Raw genomic sequence first — 16,329 nt, forward strand, 5'->3', positions numbered from 1 at the left:
CGAGTCGCGGGCCCATGGCTGTGCCTCCCGAGGGCAGATGCGGGGCTACGTGTCGTCGAGGTCTTCGCCGAAGGTGACATCCAGCTCGACGGCGAGAGCCTCGGCCAGCTGGAGTGTCTGGGCCCGGTCGATGACGATCTGCTTGAGCGAGGTGACGCCACGGAGCTGGGACAGGTCGCTGCCCCGAAGGTCGAGGCCGCGGTACTTCCCGCCGTCGAACTCGGTCAGCCGCAGATCGCTGTCGTCGATCAGGGCGGCGCCCAGATCGACGGCGCTGAAAATGGCCTCCCGCAGCGAACACCTGGCGAAGATCACGGGCCCGACGGCCCGGACGCGAGTGAGGGTGCTGTAGTCCAACGTGCAGTTCTCGAACAGCACGTTGTCCAGCGTGACGTCTTCGAGCGCGGCGCCCATGAGCTTGCAGCCGCGGAAGGCGGCTCGGCAGATCCTGCTGTCGGTCCACCGCAGGGAGGACAGGTCACAGCCGGTGAACTCCACGGAGTCGACGCGGAGCTTCTCCAGTCGGGTGCGCCGGGCCTTGAGACCGGTGATCCTCCCGTCCATCAGGTGGGTGTCGGCCAGGTCGAGGTCCCGCAGATCGGCGTCGGCGTAGTGGAACTCCGCCACCCGGCCACGGCCGCCCTCCAACGAGGTGACGTGGGAGAGGTAGAGGCCCGGCTCGTTCAGGGCAGGCAGTGTGACGCTCGTGCGGCGGATTGTGCGGGTGTCCATCAACAGCCTTTCAGGGCGGTGGGTCGGTCACCGGTGCTGATGCGCCTCCGCCGCCAAGTCACGGATTACCCCGGACCGTCCGTACCCAACGTGGCTGCGATGGACGCGCGTTCCCGCCTCGGCCGCCGGCGTGCCGTGCCGCTCAGAGTTCGGTGCCGTCGGGGATGAGGTGGTCGTACTGCCCCGCCTTGACGGCCAGGATGTGGGCCAGCATCTCCTTGTCGGTGAACCGCAACGCACCGTCCAGGTCGCGGCGCTTGGTGTCGCCGAAGGCGACGCCGCCGTCGATCGGCATGATCTGAACGCAGCTGTCGCCGTTGCCAGCACTGAACGAAGACTTCTTCCACTCGCCGTTGAGCGGCGCCGTGTAGAGGTCATCCTTCGGATCACTCATGGCAGTTCCTTCTCGATCTCTTCGATGCATCGAATGGTTGCTTCCTGGTCCAACGCGTGGGCAGCCGAGTCGGCGAACCTCCGGCGGGCGCCCCGCACCTCAGCAGGATCGTCTTGGAGAGTCTCGCCGGTGACCCGTTCCTGCGATAGGACACTGCGGTTGTCGGCGCCAGGAAAGTCGATGATGGTGAACAGAGCCGCTGCGATGCTCGGGGCACCCGCGGAGAATGGGATCACTCGCAGAGTGACATTCTGCTGCTGGGCACACGCCACCAGATGCCGGAGCTGCGCACGCATGACCTCCGGTCCGCCGACAACAGCCCGCAGCGCGGACTCCAAGCACAGCGCGTCCACGATCAGAGGGTTTCTGCGGGTGAGGACTTCCTGTCGCCTCAGCCTCGCCTCGACGAAAGTCTCACGGCGCTCCGTGCTCTCGTGTTTCTGGCCGAAGGCGACGATCGCCTCGACGTATTCACGAGTCTGGAGGAGCCCCGGAACGTACGTTCCCGAGTGGAGCGAGATGCGTTCCGCGGCGTCTTCGAGCGAGAGGTATCGGTACGAGTCGCCGCTGAACAGGGCCTGGATCTCGGGCCGTTCGTACCACGTGCGACCGTACGACCTGCCCTGCTCGATCGTCGCGACGATCCCGGCTCGTTCCTCCGGCGTCACCTTCAAGAGCTTGAGCAGCTTGGGGAGTTGTTCGTCCGTGGGGAACGCTCTGCCGCGCTCGATCTTGCCCACGGTGTACCGCGAGACGCCGAGCGCCTGCCCCACCGCTTCCTGCTGGAGACCAGCTTCGACGCGGAGACGCTGTAGTTCCTCGCCCACGCGGCGCATGGCGAAGATCGCGTTCGCATTGACGCTTACAGCCACGAGTCCCCTTCCAGTGGCGTGCTCTCCCGACGCCGTCAGAGTATCGGTCAGTTGACCACCTTATGACTCTCCGAGCTGAGATCCACACGCTGGGTTGCGCAGGGCAAGTCACGTGACTCAAACTGGGCGCGCACGCTGCGGACGCACGTAACCGCAGCGGGCTCGCCCTACATCCGCGCGCCTGAAAGGCGGGGGTTATGGATCAGCGTGGTTACGTCCTGGCAGTAGGGCGCTATCCCTGTACGGCCGTTGCCGTGCCCGAGGCCCGCGCCATAGCCGCCCGCGCCTACGCGCCGTATCCCTGGGTGGACCACGACACCGTCAAGCTGCTGGTCAGCGAGACCGCCACCAACGCCGTGCTGCACGCCGGCGGTGGCGGGTTCGATCTGATCTGCCATGCGCCGTACGACGGCGCGGTCCAGATCGAGTTGCACGACCGGAGCGCACGACACCGCCCCTCCCGCCGCGCGCACGACGCATGGGACCAGCACGGCAGGGGGCTGGAGTTACTGGATCTCCTCGCGCCCGGGTGGTCCGTCGTCAGAACGATGACCGGGAAGGGGCTCATCTTCACGGTGAGAGCGACGGCCCCGTACCCCGCGATGATCAACGAGAGGTGAGGACATGTACGTCGAACTCGGCCGGTCCGAACCGCCCCGCCGCCGGACCGGCGTCGCCGGTTTCTTCACCCGGCGCATCGACGACGAACTGAACGTCCTCCTCATGCCCACCGCCACCGCCGGATCCTGGCAACTGCCGGGCGGCGACGCCCAGACCGACGAGTTCATGCACGAGGCGTACGTGCGCGAGATCGCGGAGAAGACCGGCCTCTCTCCCGCCGCACCCGAGGAAATCCTCGTCGTGGACCACGTACCCAGAGGCGTCACCGAGGCCGAGGGGCTCGATGTCGTCTTCAAGGGCGCGGACGTCGTCCCGTACGGCCCGGAACCCCACACGGCCACCGCGTACCGGTGGGCAACGCTCAAGGAGACGGACGCCCTCTGCCTCGGTCCGGAGCGCGACCGTATCCATTCCGCCCACGAAGCCTGGCTCACCGGCCGGACGGCCTACCTCATCTGGGGCGAGCGCGTCACCGGCCGCCGCCCCTGACCGCGCCGTCCACGCGGATCAGTGTCTGCCGGCCGGCCGCGATGAGCTTGGACCGGCCTTCTCGTACGCCGAACACGTCCAGTCGGCACACGGTCAGGGTGCGTCCGGGCCCCGCGCCGCAGGCGCACCACGCCCGCCGCAGGCGCACCGCGCCACGCCCCCGCCGGACGGCGCCCCGCGTCAGCCGATCAGCAGCAGCACAATCAGTACGATCAGCCCCGCCGCCGCCGGCGCCAGCACCTCGTACGCCCACCGCACCGTCGGCTCCCCCTGCGCCGACGGCCGCGACTCCGCGCCGTCCGACAGTTCGCGCAGATCCGCGACCGTACGGTCCGCCTGAGCCATCCGGACCTCGGCCGCACCCGCACCCGAGCCCGCACCGCCGGACGCCCTGCCGGAGGCACCCCGCAGCTGCGCCCTGTTCGCGCGCTTGCGCTGGCGCAGCGAGACCGGGACGGCCCACAGCTGGAACTTCCTGCCGTCCTCCGTCAGGGCCTCGCAGGAGAACTGGGCCCGTACGGTCGAGACCGCCCCCCACGGCAGCGTGATCGTCCGGAACGGGTTCCTGATCCGCAGCCGGTCGGCGTTCGCGTAGACCGCCGGGCGCAGGCTGAACGCGATCACGAGCGGTACGAGGAACAGCATCGCGGCGAGGGCCAGCCAGGGCGTGCCGCCCGTCCCGCGGAAGAGCGCGTCGCCGCCGATCCAGAGGGTGAGCGCGAGCAGCAGGCCGCCGCCGACCATCCCGCCGGACGACCGGAAGACGCGGTCGGCGTGGGTCGGCTCGGTGGGCTGCTCGGGGCTCGTCATACGTCCGATTCTGCCGCATGCCCGGAACGTGCCTCCACGCCCCCGGTGGGAACCGACGGCAACCGGCGGGAAGCAGCGAGAAGCAGCGGCAACCGGCGGCCAACGGCGCGCACCACCCGCGACGGTCACATCTCGGGAACGGCTCCCCCTCGCGGCCCTCACCCCCTGTACAGGCTGCTACGCGCGTAGATATGCTCATCTGGTGACCATGCCCACCATTACCCCCGCATTCGCTGACGTGACCGCGTCCGACAGCACACTGCGCCGCTTCCTCCACGGGCTCCCCGGCGTCGACGCCGTCGGCCTGGAGGCACGCGCCGCATCGCTCGGTACGCGCTCGATCAAGACCACCGCCAAGGCGTACGCCATCGATCTGGCCATCTCCATGATCGACCTGACGACGCTCGAGGGCGCGGACACCCCGGGCAAGGTCCGGGCGCTCGCCGCCAAGGCCCTCCGGCCCGATCCGACCGACCGTACGACGCCCGCCACCGCCGCGGTCTGCGTCTATCCGGACATGGCGGAGACGGCGGTCGCCGCGCTGGCCGGCTCGGACGTCAAGGTCGCCTCCGTCGCCACCGCCTTCCCGGCCGGCCGCGCCTCGCTGGCCGTCAAGCTCGCGGACACCCGCGACGCCGTGGCCGCGGGCGCCGACGAGATCGACATGGTCATCGATCGCGGCGCGTTCCTCGCGGGTCACTACCTCAAGGTGTACGAGGAGATCCGCGCCGTGAAGGAGGCCGCGGGGGCCGCCCGGCTCAAGGTGATCTTCGAGACCGGTGAGCTGTCCACGTACGACAACATCCGCCGCGCCTCCTGGCTCGGCATGATCGCGGGCGCGGACTTCATCAAGACGTCGACGGGCAAGGTCGGGGTCAACGCCACCCCTGCCAACACCCTGCTGATGCTGGAGGCCGTACGCGACTTCCGCGCGCAGACGGGGGTGCAGATCGGCGTGAAGCCGGCGGGCGGTATCCGTACCAGCAAGGACGCGGTCAAGTTCCTGGTGCTGGTGAATGAGACCGTGGGCGAGGACTGGCTGGACAACCACTGGTTCCGGTTCGGCGCCTCCAGCCTGCTGAACGATCTGCTGATGCAGCGTCAGAAGCTCAGCACCGGCCGCTACTCCGGCCCCGACTACGTGACGGTGGACTGATCACCATGGCATCCGCATCCACATCCGCTTCCGGTTCCGCACTCGGTTCCGCGTTCGCGTACGCTCCCGCGCCCGAATCCCGTGCGATCGTCGACATCGCGCCGTCCTACGGGCTCTTCATCGACGGCGAGTTCACCGAGGCGTCCGACGGCAAGGTCTTCAAGACCGTCAGCCCGTCCACCGAGGAGGTCCTCTCCGAGGTCGCCCAGGCCGGCGCCGACGACATCGACCGCGCGGTCAGGGCCGCCCGCAAGGCGTTCGAGAAATGGTCCGCGCTGCCCGGCGCCGAGCGGGCCAAGTACCTGTTCCGTATCGCGCGGATCATCCAGGAGCGCTCGCGCGAGCTGGCCGTCCTGGAGACGCTCGACAACGGCAAGCCGATCAGGGAGACCCGCGACGCGGACCTCCCGCTGGTCGCCGCGCACTTCTTCTACTACGCGGGCTGGGCCGACAAGCTCGACCACGCAGGGTTCGGCCGGAGGACGACAGACGGAGGAGGCGGGGCCAGCCCCCGCCCGCTCGGTGTCGCCGGCCAGATCATCCCGTGGAACTTCCCGCTGCTCATGCTCGCGTGGAAGATCGCCCCGGCGCTGGCGACCGGCAACACGGTCGTTCTGAAGCCCGCCGAGACGACCCCGCTCTCCGCGCTCTTCTTCGCGGACATCTGCCGTCAGGCCGGGCTCCCCAAGGGCGTCGTGAACATCGTGACCGGTGACGGCGGCACGGGCGCCGCGCTCGTCTCGCACCCGGGCATCGACAAGATCGCCTTCACCGGCTCGACCGCCGTCGGCAAGGCCATCGCGCGCGAGATCGCCGGTACGGGGAAGAGGGCCACGCTCGAACTGGGCGGCAAGGGCGCCAACATCGTCTTCGACGACGCCCCCATCGACCAGGCCGTCGAGGGCATCGTCACCGGCATCTTCTTCAACCAGGGCCAGGTCTGCTGCGCGGGCTCGCGGCTGCTCGTCCAGGAGTCCGTCCAGGACGAGCTGCTGGACTCGCTCAAGCGCCGGCTGGCCACGCTGCGCGTCGGCGATCCGCTGGACAAGAACACCGACCTCGGCGCGATCAACTCGGCCGAGCAGCTGGCCCGGATCACGGCACTGGCCGACGCGGGCGAGGCGGAGGGCGCCGAGCGCTGGTCGCCCGCGTGCGAACTGCCCTCCTCCGGCTACTGGTTCGCCCCCACGGTCTTCACGAACGTCACGCAGGCGCACACCATCGCCCGCGACGAGATCTTCGGCCCGGTGCTGTCCGTGCTGACGTTCCGTACGCCCGAGGAGGCCGTGGCCAAGGCCAACAACACCCAGTACGGGCTGTCGGCCGGTATCTGGACGGAGAAGGGCTCCCGCATCCTGGCGGTCGCCGGCAAGCTCCGGGCGGGTGTCGTCTGGGCCAATACGTTCAACAAGTTCGACCCGACCTCGCCGTTCGGCGGCTACAAGGAATCGGGGTACGGCCGCGAGGGCGGCCGCCACGGCCTGGAGGCGTACCTCAATGTCTGACTCGAAGTCCGATGTGACGCGACTGAGTGTCTTCAAGACCTACAAGCTGTACGTCGGGGGCAAGTTCCCCCGCAGCGAGAGCGGCCGGGTGTACGAAGTGACGGCAGCGAGATCAGCCTCTGACGCGGCGGGCAAGGGCACCTGGCTGGCCAACGCCCCGCTGGCGTCCCGCAAGGACGCCCGTGACGCGGTCGTCGCGGCACGCAAGGCGTTCGGCGGCTGGTCGGGCGCGACGGCGTACAACCGGGGCCAGGTCCTCTACCGCGTCGCCGAGATGCTGGAGGGCCGCAAGGGCCAGTTCGTACGGGAAGTCGCGGACGCCGAGGGCCTGTCGAAGTCGAAGGCGGCCGTGGCCGTCGACGCGGCGATCGACCGGTGGGTCTGGTACGCGGGCTGGACCGACAAGATCGGCCAGGTGGTGGGCGGGGCGAACCCGGTCGCGGGGCCGTTCTTCAACCTCTCCACCCCCGAGCCGACCGGGGTCGTGACCGTACTGGCGCCGCAGGAGTCGTCGTTCCTGGGCCTGGTCTCGGTCATCGCGCCGGTGATCGCCACGGGCAACACCGCGGTTGTCGTCGCGAGCGAGAAGTCCCCGCTCCCGGCGCTCTCCCTCGGTGAGGTGCTGGCCACCTCCGACCTCCCGGGCGGCGTGGTCAACGTCCTCTCCGGCAGGACCGCCGAGATCGCGGCCCCGCTCGCCGCGCACCAGGACGTCAACGGGATCGACCTGACCGGCGCGGACGAGGTCCTCGCCAAGGACCTGGAGATCGCGGCGGCCGACAATCTGAAGCGGGTGCTGCGCCCGGAGGGCGCGGGCCGTACCGACTGGACGGCGGATCCCGGCACCCGCCGGCTGACGGCCTTCCTGGAGACGAAGACGGTCTGGCACCCCACGGGCAGCCTGGGCGCGTCGGGCTCGTCCTACTGACGCTCGTCCTGCTGACGCGTGTCCTGCTGACGCGTGTCCTGCTGACGCGTGTCCTGCTGACGCGTGTCCTGCTGACGCGTGTCCTGCTGACGCGTGTCCTGCTGACGCTCGTCTCGCCGAGGCCCGTCCTCCTGAACCGTCACACGGAGGCCCCGTTTTCCCTCACTCCGGGGGAGAACGGGGCCATCGAGCCATCGACACCGATCACCCCGTCAGCAGGCCCGTCGCCGTGCCCAGCACCGGGCCGAGCACCGGCACGTCCTTGAGCGCCGCGCCCTCGGTCACCGGGGCGGTCAGCGGGGCGGTGGACACCGGCTTGAAGTCGGCGATCTGTGTGCCCACCGCGTTGTCCAGGGGATCCACGCCCGTCTTGGCCAGCGGGTAGAGCTTCAGGTCCGTGAGGGGGCCCAGCACATATCCGACGGAGCCGGTCAGGGCCTTGCCCGCCGCCATGGAGGACTCGGAGAGCTGCTCGCTGGTGTCCGTCGCGGGCGTGGGGGCGGCGGGATCCGCCGCCTGGGCCGCCGTACCGCCGAGGCCGAGGGCCACACCCGCGGCGGTGACGGTCAGACCGGCGCGGAGCAGAGTGCGCCGGGGAGAGAAGGAAGCTGCGTGACGTGCCATGAATTTTCCCGCCTGGCCTGATCGATGAGTAATCGGACTGACACGCAGAGTAGTTGAGGTGGGGGTGCTGATACCAATAAACCCGCCAAACCAGCCGAACCCGGCCCGCCGATCCCGCCCGATCGGTCCCCGGGGGGTTTCCTGAGCAGGTACATGCCTCACACTGGTGTCCCGTGAACTCCGCAACCCTTCCGACCCGAGTCGTGCTGCTCACGGGCCCCTCCGGCTCGGGAAAATCGTCCCTCGCCGCCCGCACCGGTCTGCCCGTGCTGCGCCTGGACGACTTCTACAAAGAGGGCGACGACCCCACGCTGCCGCTGGTGGCGGGCAGTTCGGACATCGACTGGGACTCGGTGCGGTCCTGGGACGCGGACGCCGCGGTCGCGGCGGTCGCGGAGCTGTGCCGTACGGGACGTACGACCGTTCCCGTCTACTCGATCGCGACCAGTTCGCGCGTGGACTCCGAAGCCCTCGACATCCGGCGCACGCCGGTGTTCCTCGCGGAGGGCATCTTCGCCGCCGATATCGTCGCGCGCTGTCAGGAGCTGGGCGTGCTGGCGGACGCGCTCTGTCTGCGCGGCCGTCCGTCGACGACGTTCCGGCGGCGGCTGATGCGGGACCTGCGCGAAGGGCGGAAGTCGGTGACGTTCCTGCTGCGGCGCGGCTGGCGGCTGATGCGGGCGGAGCGCGCGATCGTGGGGCGGCAGACGGCGCTGGGCGCGTACCCGTGCGCGAAGGCGGAGGCGCTGGGCCGGATCGCGGCGGCGGCGGCCGGGCAATGCGTCAGGCCGCGTACCGGGAAGGCCGCGCGCGTCACAAGGTCCGCGCACACCGAAAGGTCCGCGCACACCGAATCGTCACCGACCGCGACCAGCCACCCGTAGGTCACCGCCAGCGCCACCGCGCGCACTCTCACACGCGCACATGGAAGCGGGACCGCACGAGCCCCCCAGGCCCGTGCGATCCCGCTTCCTGTCCCGTGTCCCCCCGGGTATCCCCCGTGATCCCTCGGCGGTCCGGGGAACCCCCCAGCCCCCGGTACGCCCCCCTGCTTCCCCTGTTTCCCTGTTTCCAGGTGTGCTCCCGCCGCCTCCCCCGAGACGGCGGGTCCTGCTTTCCCCCGTACTTCCCCCGTACTTCCCCCGTGCTTCCCCCCACAGCCTTCAGGCGACGAGCTCCCCGAAGGACTCTTCCTCGTCACGGCCGAAGCTGAGGTCCTCGTCCTCGCGCAGCCGACGGAGCGACCGCCAGATGCTCGACTTCACCGTGCCGACACTGATGTCGAGGATCTCCGCGATCTCCGGGTCGGTGCGGCCCTCGTAGTAGCGCAGTACGAGCATCGTGCGCTGGAGTTCCGGCAGGCGGGAGAGCGCCTGCCAGAGCACCGCGCGCAGTTCCGTACCGCGCATCGCGTCGGTGTCGCCCGCCGTCTCCGGCAGCTCCTCCGTCGGATACTCATTGAGCTTGCGCCTGCGCCAGGCGCTGATGTGCAGATTGGTCATGGTGCGGCGCAGATAGCCGCCGACCGCGGCCTTGTCGCTGATCCTGTCCCACGCCCGGTAGGTCGAGAAGAGGGCGCTCTGGAGCAGATCCTCGGCCTCGAACCGGTCGCCGGTCAGGTGGTAGGCCGTCGCGTACAGGGAGGCGCGGCGCTCCTGGACGTACGCGGTGAACGCCGCTTCGGCGTCCGTCCGCCCCGCCAGGACCGTCCGTTCCCCCGTGGCCTCCCCGTACGCGGCCGCCCTGTTACCCCCGTTGCCCGGATTTCCCCCGTTGCCCGCCCGGTCCGAGCGCTCCGTGCGGTCCGCGTCAACGACCGTCATGTACGACGGCTTGTGCTGACGCCCGGCGCCGCGAACGCACCCCCGCCCGTTCACGCCGCCGGACTTCTCGCTGCTCCGCGTGACGTCATGAAGACGCGTGACCACTGCGCTTGAGGTCGTTCCGTGCAGTGCGTTCATCCCGCGCCCCCCGTCGTTGGAGTCTGGATTTCGTTCCGTGTGCCAATGAGCTTGCCGGGGCAGTTTCATGGCCCTGTCCGCCGTCTGTCACAGCCCTGTCACAGGGGACTTCGTGGCTTGTGAAACGCGTGGGGAATGAGTGAGGAGCGCACCGGCGGTCGAACTCCGGTCCCCCCATGGGACAGAATGACCTCCGTGCCTTTCCTGTTGCTGATCGAGGACGACGACGCCATCCGCACGGCCCTCGAACTCTCGCTGTCACGCCAGGGCCACCGAGTGGCCACCGCGGCGACGGGAGAGGACGGCCTGAAACTGCTGCGGGAGCAGCGGCCGGATCTGATCGTGCTGGACGTGATGCTGCCCGGGATCGACGGTTTCGAGGTGTGCCGGCGCATCAGGCGCACCGACCAGCTGCCGATCATCCTGCTGACCGCGCGCAGCGATGACATCGATGTAGTGGTCGGTCTGGAGTCCGGGGCCGACGACTATGTGGTGAAGCCTGTCCAGGGACGGGTGCTCGACGCCCGGATCCGCGCGGTGCTGCGCCGCGGCGAGCGCGAGTCCACGGACTCCGCGACGTTCGGCAGCCTGGTGATCGACCGTTCCGCGATGACGGTCACCAAGAACGGCGAGGACCTCCAGCTCACGCCGACCGAGCTGCGGCTGCTGCTCGAACTGAGCCGCCGGCCCGGCCAGGCGCTGTCCCGGCAGCAGTTGCTGCGGCTGGTGTGGGAGCACGACTACCTCGGTGACTCGCGGCTGGTGGACGCGTGTGTGCAGCGGCTGCGCGCGAAGGTGGAGGACGTGCCGTCCTCGCCGACCCTGATCCGTACGGTGCGCGGCGTGGGATACCGGCTGGACACGCCTTCGTGAGTGACGTACCCAGGCGGCACCGGCCGGGCGGCGGCCCGCCGGAGGACGACGCGCACGGCCCGCGCGGCACGCACGAGGTGTCCGCCGGGCAGGACGTGTACGGCGCGCAGGACATGTACGGCGCGCACCTCGGTGAGGGCATCGACCCGTACCGGCGCCCGCGCCGCCGCGCGGGCGGTGAGCCGAGGGCCGGTGCGGCGAAGAGGGCGGTTCTGGCGGGGCTCCGCTGGACCAGTCTGCGGCTGCGGCTCGTGGTCGTCTTCGCGGCCGTCGCGCTGACCGCCGCCGTCTCCGCCTCGGGCATCGCGTACTGGCTCAACCGCGAGGCCGTCCTGACCAGGACCCAGGACTCGGCCCTGGAGGACTTCCAGCAGGAGATGCAGAACCGCGCCGCGGAGCTGCCCCTGCGGCCGAGTCAGACGGAGTTGCAGAGCACGGCCGTTCTGATGGCGGGCGAGAGCCCCGGTTACAGCGTGCTGCTGATAGGCACGCGCGACGGCGGCAAACCGATCGTGGGCGTCTCCGATCCGGACACCTTCACGATGGACGACGTACCGAAGTCCCTCCAGGACGCGGTGAACGACAAGCAGAAGCTCACTTCCGGGAACAAGTACCCGTACCACGTCTTCTGGCAGCGCGTGGAGCGCGGCGGCACGCCCTATCTGGTGGGCGGTACGCGGATCATCGGCGGCGGGCCGACCGGGTATCTGTTCAAGTCGCTCGACCAGGAACGTACCGATCTCAACTCGCTCGCCTGGTCACTGGGGATCGCCACGGCACTCGCGCTCGTCGGCTCCGCCCTGCTGGCGCACGCCGCGGCGACGACCGTACTGAAGCCCGTGCAGCGGCTGGGCGAGGCGGCGCGGCAGCTCGGCGAGGGCAGGTTCGGCACCCGGCTGCGGGTGTCGGGCGGGGACGAACTGGCCGATCTCTCCCGTACGTTCAACAAGGCGGCGGAGTCGCTCCAGAAGAAGGTCGCGGACATGAGCGCGCGGGAGGAGTCCAGCCGCCGTTTCGTCGCCGACATGTCCCATGAGCTGCGCACCCCGCTGACCGCGCTGACCGCGGTGACGGAGGTCCTGGAGGAAGAGGCCGACAGCCTCGACCCGATGATCGCGCCCGCCGTGACGCTGGTGGTGAGCGAGACCCGCAGGCTCAATGTGCTGGTGGAGAATCTGATGGAGGTCACCCGCTTCGACGCGGGTACGGCCCGGCTCGTCCTGGACGATGTCGATGTCGCCGACCAGGTCACGGCCTGTATCGACGCACGGGCCTGGCTGGACGCGGTGGATCTGGACGCCGAGCGCGGCATCATGGCGCGGCTCGATCCGCGCCGGCTCGATGTGATCATGGCGAATCTGATCGGCAACGCGCTCAAGCACGGTGGCTCGCCGGTCCGGGTGGCGGTGCGTACGGAGGACGGCTGGCTGGTCATCGAGGTACGGGACCACGGTCCCGGTATCCCCGAGGACGTCCTGCCGCATGTGTTCGACCGCTTCTACAAGGCGAGCGCCTCCCGGCCGCGCTCCGAGGGCAGCGGGCTCGGGCTGTCGATCGCCCAGGAGAACGCGCATATCCACGGCGGTGACATCACCGCGGCCAATGTGCCGGACGGCGGCGCGATGTTCGTACTGCGGCTGCCCCGGGACGACGCGGACGGCACGGAGGCCGCGGAGCGTGACCGCGATCGGGATCCGGGAGAGGAAGGCGACACCCCGTGACGCGCTGGGGCGGGATGACGGGGAGCGGCACGAGCCGGACGCGGGTGGTGGACGGGACACCGCGAGCGGGCCGGACGCGGCGCGCGGGCCGAGCGCGGCGGGCCGGGGTGGCCGCCTTCGGGCGGCTCGCGGGTGTGGTCGCGCTCGCCGCGCTCGCCGCCGGGTGCGGCATCAGGACCACCTCGGTACCGGTGGACGCGGGACCCGCGCCCTCCCGGAAGCCGTGCGAGATCTCCGGGAAGGACGTCATCACCCAGGCGCGGCCGGGCGTTCCCGTGCGGATCTATCTGGTCTGTTCCTCCGGGCTCGCGCCGGTGGAGCGTGCGGCGCGGATCCAGCAGGGCAGGGGCTCCGACGACCGGGTGCTGATCGCGCAGGGGCTGCTCGACGAGCTTCAGGCCGAGCCGTCCGCCGATGAGCGGGAGGCGGGGTTCGGCACGACCGTACGGGGGCCGCTGGTCGTCTCGTCCTCGCGTGCGGGCGACCCCGCCGGGGCGCTGCGGCTCAGCCGTCAGCCGGAGGATCTGCCCGCGACGGCGCTGGCGCAGATCGTCTGTACGTTCGCGGAGAGCGAGGCGACGGACGGGCAGGTCGTGCTGGGCGGGCCCGGCGACTATCCGGCGCGCGCCTATGGCTGCACCCGGGCGACGAAGGCCCAGCCGGACGCGCCGGTGCCGACGCTCGGCCCGGTCTCGACGGCGTCCGCCTCACCGTCGGGTCACTAGGGTCTCTCGTCGGCTCGTCGGCTCGTCGCGGGCCGGACGGGTGATACCCGTCTCACGGCGCTCTTCTTCCACCGCGGGCGGAACCGTTCCCGCCGGCCACCGCGTCTTGGGCTGCGTGCGTCAAGGTCCGGGCGGCAGTGCCGTCATCCACTTCCGTATGGCGGGGTTCGCTCTCCTCCTGCTGCATCTGATGCTGGTGGGATGGGTGACGCTCCGCCCGTTGGACGTCATGTGGGTGAACGCGGCCAATCTGACGCCCTTCGCGGGTATCAAGGCCGATCTGGCGCTGGGGCCCGTCCAGGGCGCCCGGCGCATCGGCGAGGGGCTTCTGCTGCTGGCCCCGCTGGGTGTGCTGCTGCCGATGGTCGACGGCCGTCTCTTCGTCTCCGGGTGGGCCTCGATGGCCCGTACGGTCACGGCGGGCGCGATGATCTCGCTCGGGATCGAGCTGCTCCAGACCGGGGTGCCGGGCCGGGTGGTGGACGTGGACGCGCTGCTGCTCAATACGACGGGCGTGGCCCTGGCGCATCTGGTGGTGGTTCCGGCCGGGCGGGCGCGGCTGCGCCGCGCGCGTCGCTCCCGGACGGTCCCCCGCCGTGTCCCCCGCTTCTCACGTGTCTCCCGCGTCCTCCGCGGGTCGCACCCGGGCGGCCGTGAGAAGGAGTCGGACACCGTCGCGCGGGATGAGGCGCTTCAGGGAACGACCCCGACGATTCCCAGGGTCGGCATCGCTCCGTAGAGCGACGCTCCGGCCCCGGCTCCCGGCGCACCATGGAGACATCGGGGAGCACGATGAGAGAGGCTCCCGAACGGTCTCGCGAAGGAGCCCATCATGGCTGGTCTGGTCCGCCCTCGACACGGACGGATGCTCGGTGGAGTGTGCGCGGCGCTGGCCCAGCGCTTCGGTACGTCCGCGCAGACGATGCGGGTGATCTTCCTCGTCTCGTGTCTGCTGCCCGGTCCGCAGTTCCTGCTCTATCTGGCGCTGTGGCTGCTGCTGCCGGGTGGGAAGACCTCCACGGCCGCCTGGTAACCGACAGCGGACGGCTGACAGCTGACAGGCGCCCGTACACAGAGCGGTGGGGCGTACACCCTGATCCGGGTGTACGCCCCACCGCTGTGTGCGCGCGTGCTCAGCCGCCGAGCGGGATCCCGTTGACGGGCAGTCCCTTGCCCAGGCCGTTCACCGGCAGCCCGCCCACCAGCTGCTGGACGGGGTTGGCCGTCTTCACGGCGTCGATCGCGTACGGCGTGGTCGTCTGGACGGTGGTGAGGGCCAGCCCGGTCGCCGTCAGCACGTCCGGGAGGGGCGCGGGGAGCTGGCCGACGAGGTCCCCCACCGGCAGCGTCTTGGTGACGAGGTCCAGCGCGGCGCCGGCCTGGGGGGCGGCGGGCGCGGCGGCGGCGCTGCCCGCGGCGGTGGCGGCGAAGGCGGCACCGAGGGCGACAGTGCCGAGAGTCTTGATGGCGGACTGCTTCATCTGGAATTTCGTCCTTGCGGAAGGTGAGGCGACGGGAAAAAGAGGGGGAAGGAAGGGAAGGGCAATGGCGAAAATGGGGGGAATTACGAGCGGCTCTCCAAACTAGCCAGCCGCGCACCCGCCCCGCAAACACCCGACAGCGGCCGGGATTCCGTGTTCCCGGCCGCTTCCCCATCCCGGCGATCTCCGCACCGGCAGCAAGAACTAGCTGGTCACAGCGGTCTGCCTGAACAGCCATTCGGACTTCAGCTCGGCATATCCGGGCTTGATCACGTCATTGATCATGGCGAGTCGTTCATCGAAAGGAATGAATGCTGATTTCATCGCATTGACCGTGAACCACTGCATGTCGTCGAGTGTGTAGTCGAAGGCGTCGACCAGCAGCTCGAATTCACGGCTCATGCTCGTGCCGCTCATCAGCCGGTTGTCGGTGTTCACCGTCGCCCTGAAGTGCAGCTTGCGGAGCAGCCCGATGGGGTGCTCCGCGATCGAGGCGGCGGCGCCGGTCTGGAGGTTGGAGCTGGGGCACAGCTCCAGCGGGACGCGCTTGTCGCGTACGTACGCGGCGAGCCGGCCGAGCTTCACCGACGCGTCCTCGGCGACCGCGATGTCGTCGATGATGCGCACGCCGTGGCCGAGCCGGTCGGCGCCGCACCACTGGAGCGCCTGCCAGATCGAGGGCAGCCCGAAGGCCTCGCCCGCGTGGATGGTGAAGTGGTTGTTCTCGCGCTTCAGATACTCGAAGGCGTCGAGGTGACGGGTGGGCGGGAAGCCCGCCTCGGCGCCCGCGATGTCGAAGCCGACGACCCCCGAGTCGCGGTGGCGGTTGGCGAGTTCGGCGATCTCCAGGGCGCGGGCCGCGTGCCGCATGGCGGTGAGCAGAGCGCCGACGCGGATGCGGTGGCCGTCGGCCTGCGCACGCCGCTCGCCTTCCCTGAAGCCGTCGTTGACGGCCTCCACGACCTCTTCGAGGGTGAGTCCGCGCTCCAGGTGCTGCTCGGGCGCGTACCGCACCTCGGCGTAGACGACGCCGTCCTGCGCCAGGTCCTCCGCGCACTCCGCGGCGACCCGGAAGAGCGCCTCACGGGTCTGCATGACGGCGCAGGTGTGGGCGAAGGTCTCCAGATAGCGTTCCAGCGAACCGGAGTCGGCGGCCTCGCGGAACCAGAGGCCGAGTTTGTCGGACTCCTGCTCGGGCAGGTTGTCGTAGCCGGTCTCACGTGCGAGATCGATGATCGTGCCGGGACGGAGTCCGCCGTCCAGGTGGTCATGGAGGAGGGCTTTGGGGGCGCGGCGGATCTGGTCGGCACTGGGCGGACGGAAGGTCTGGCTCGTCATCTCCGCACTCTAACGCCTACGCGCGTAGAGCGTAGGGGGTCGATATGTAACAGTGACCGGGCGGACGGGTGGAGTACACCTCTCCTTCTGAGACTGTTC

19 protein-coding genes and 1 pseudogene are annotated in these 16,329 nt (G+C 70.0%); 11 read left to right on the forward strand and 9 right to left on the reverse strand.

The genetic code is table 11. From position 1 onward, the window contains the following. Positions 1-45: 45 nt before the first annotated feature. The 3 genes from CU044_RS23435 to CU044_RS23445 all read right to left on the reverse strand — a co-directional run bounded on the left by CU044_RS23435 (position 46) and on the right by CU044_RS23445 (position 1,998). A complete protein-coding gene (locus CU044_RS23435; protein WP_129770680.1) occupies positions 46-732 on the reverse strand; it encodes a pentapeptide repeat-containing protein in 687 nt (228 codons plus the stop codon). Between the two features lie 142 nt (positions 733-874). After that, positions 875-1,126, reverse strand: coding sequence for a DUF397 domain-containing protein (locus CU044_RS23440; RefSeq protein ID WP_129770681.1), 252 nt, complete (start codon positions 1,124-1,126; stop codon positions 875-877). Then, positions 1,123-1,998 (reverse strand): helix-turn-helix transcriptional regulator, encoded by an 876-nt coding sequence (locus tag CU044_RS23445; RefSeq protein ID WP_129770682.1) that lies wholly within the window; start codon positions 1,996-1,998, stop codon positions 1,123-1,125. Before CU044_RS23445 ends, CU044_RS23440 begins: the two co-directional genes overlap by 4 nt. A gap of 197 nt (positions 1,999-2,195) precedes the next feature. Between CU044_RS23445 and CU044_RS23450 the strand changes: the two genes are divergently transcribed. Together CU044_RS23450 and CU044_RS23455 are read left to right on the forward strand one after the other, a co-directional pair. Further along, positions 2,196-2,618 carry an ATP-binding protein gene (locus tag CU044_RS23450; RefSeq protein ID WP_129770683.1) on the forward strand — a complete coding sequence of 141 codons (423 nt, stop codon included), beginning with the start codon at positions 2,196-2,198 and terminating at the stop codon, positions 2,616-2,618. Between the two features lie 4 nt (positions 2,619-2,622). Beyond that, entirely contained in the window at positions 2,623-3,108 is a 486-nt protein-coding gene (locus CU044_RS23455) for an NUDIX domain-containing protein (RefSeq protein ID WP_129770684.1), read from the forward strand. Here CU044_RS23455 and CU044_RS39705 read toward each other — a convergent pair. Next, positions 3,089-3,217, reverse strand: a pseudogene (locus CU044_RS39705) (DUF4442 domain-containing protein); the annotation flags it as partial. The gene CU044_RS23455 and the pseudogene CU044_RS39705 overlap by 20 nt on opposite strands. A gap of 71 nt (positions 3,218-3,288) precedes the next feature. Beyond that, on the reverse strand, positions 3,289-3,918 hold the full coding sequence (locus CU044_RS23460) for a PH domain-containing protein (RefSeq protein ID WP_129770685.1): 630 nt from the start codon (positions 3,916-3,918) through the stop codon (positions 3,289-3,291). A 208-nt stretch (positions 3,919-4,126) separates the two neighbouring features. On the opposite strand from CU044_RS23460, the gene deoC reads away from it, so the two are divergent. The 3 genes from deoC to CU044_RS23475 are packed head-to-tail and all read left to right on the forward strand — an operon-like array spanning position 4,127 to position 7,507. After that, positions 4,127-5,074: a deoxyribose-phosphate aldolase gene (gene deoC, locus CU044_RS23465; protein WP_193564060.1), complete on the forward strand. Its 948-nt coding sequence runs from the start codon at positions 4,127-4,129 to the stop codon at positions 5,072-5,074. A 5-nt stretch (positions 5,075-5,079) separates the two neighbouring features. After that, positions 5,080-6,579, forward strand: coding sequence for an aldehyde dehydrogenase family protein (locus CU044_RS23470; protein ID WP_129770687.1), 1,500 nt, complete (start codon positions 5,080-5,082; stop codon positions 6,577-6,579). Next, complete coding sequence (locus tag CU044_RS23475; protein WP_129770688.1) at positions 6,572-7,507, forward strand: aldehyde dehydrogenase family protein; 936 nt, start codon at positions 6,572-6,574, stop codon at positions 7,505-7,507. Before CU044_RS23470 ends, CU044_RS23475 begins: the two co-directional genes overlap by 8 nt. 204 nt (positions 7,508-7,711) lie before the next feature. Here CU044_RS23475 and CU044_RS23480 read toward each other — a convergent pair whose 3' ends face one another. Continuing rightward, entirely contained in the window at positions 7,712-8,131 is a 420-nt protein-coding gene (locus CU044_RS23480) for a hypothetical protein (RefSeq protein WP_129770689.1), read from the reverse strand. 173 nt (positions 8,132-8,304) lie between these two features. On the opposite strand from CU044_RS23480, the gene CU044_RS23485 reads away from it, so the two are divergent. Continuing rightward, on the forward strand, positions 8,305-9,015 hold the full coding sequence (locus CU044_RS23485) for a uridine kinase (RefSeq protein ID WP_240045788.1): 711 nt from the start codon (positions 8,305-8,307) through the stop codon (positions 9,013-9,015). Between the two features lie 279 nt (positions 9,016-9,294). Here the strand turns inward: CU044_RS23485 and CU044_RS23490 are convergent, their stop codons facing one another. Next, on the reverse strand, positions 9,295-10,092 hold the full coding sequence (locus tag CU044_RS23490) for a SigE family RNA polymerase sigma factor (RefSeq protein WP_129770690.1): 798 nt from the start codon (positions 10,090-10,092) through the stop codon (positions 9,295-9,297). 195 nt (positions 10,093-10,287) lie between these two features. Between CU044_RS23490 and afsQ1 the strand changes: the two genes are divergently transcribed. From afsQ1 to CU044_RS23515, 5 genes are all read left to right on the forward strand, one after another. Continuing rightward, positions 10,288-10,965 (forward strand): two-component system response regulator AfsQ1, encoded by a 678-nt coding sequence (afsQ1, locus tag CU044_RS23495; protein ID WP_193564048.1) that lies wholly within the window; start codon positions 10,288-10,290, stop codon positions 10,963-10,965. Next, positions 10,962-12,686 carry a HAMP domain-containing sensor histidine kinase gene (locus CU044_RS23500; RefSeq protein WP_240045789.1) on the forward strand — a complete coding sequence of 575 codons (1,725 nt, stop codon included), beginning with the start codon at positions 10,962-10,964 and terminating at the stop codon, positions 12,684-12,686. Before afsQ1 ends, CU044_RS23500 begins: the two co-directional genes overlap by 4 nt. Beyond that, complete coding sequence (locus tag CU044_RS23505; protein ID WP_240045790.1) at positions 12,683-13,411, forward strand: hypothetical protein; 729 nt, start codon at positions 12,683-12,685, stop codon at positions 13,409-13,411. The genes CU044_RS23500 and CU044_RS23505 overlap by 4 nt, the downstream gene beginning before the upstream one ends. A gap of 157 nt (positions 13,412-13,568) precedes the next feature. Beyond that, positions 13,569-14,150: a VanZ family protein gene (locus tag CU044_RS23510; RefSeq protein ID WP_129770692.1), complete on the forward strand. Its 582-nt coding sequence runs from the start codon at positions 13,569-13,571 to the stop codon at positions 14,148-14,150. Positions 14,151-14,243: 93 nt separating this feature from the next. Then, positions 14,244-14,444, forward strand: coding sequence for a PspC domain-containing protein (locus CU044_RS23515; protein WP_129770693.1), 201 nt, complete (start codon positions 14,244-14,246; stop codon positions 14,442-14,444). A 100-nt stretch (positions 14,445-14,544) separates the two neighbouring features. Here the strand turns inward: CU044_RS23515 and CU044_RS38710 are convergent, their stop codons facing one another. Together CU044_RS38710 and CU044_RS23525 are read right to left on the reverse strand one after the other, a co-directional pair. After that, a complete protein-coding gene (locus CU044_RS38710; RefSeq protein WP_165371958.1) occupies positions 14,545-14,892 on the reverse strand; it encodes an ATP-binding protein in 348 nt (115 codons plus the stop codon). Between the two features lie 204 nt (positions 14,893-15,096). Continuing rightward, complete coding sequence (locus CU044_RS23525) at positions 15,097-16,230, reverse strand: adenosine deaminase (protein WP_129770694.1); 1,134 nt, start codon at positions 16,228-16,230, stop codon at positions 15,097-15,099. Between the last annotated feature and the right edge of the window lie 99 nt (positions 16,231-16,329).

Source organism: Streptomyces sp. L-9-10, assembly GCF_004151105.1.
GTDB lineage: Bacteria > Actinomycetota > Actinomycetes > Streptomycetales > Streptomycetaceae > Streptomyces.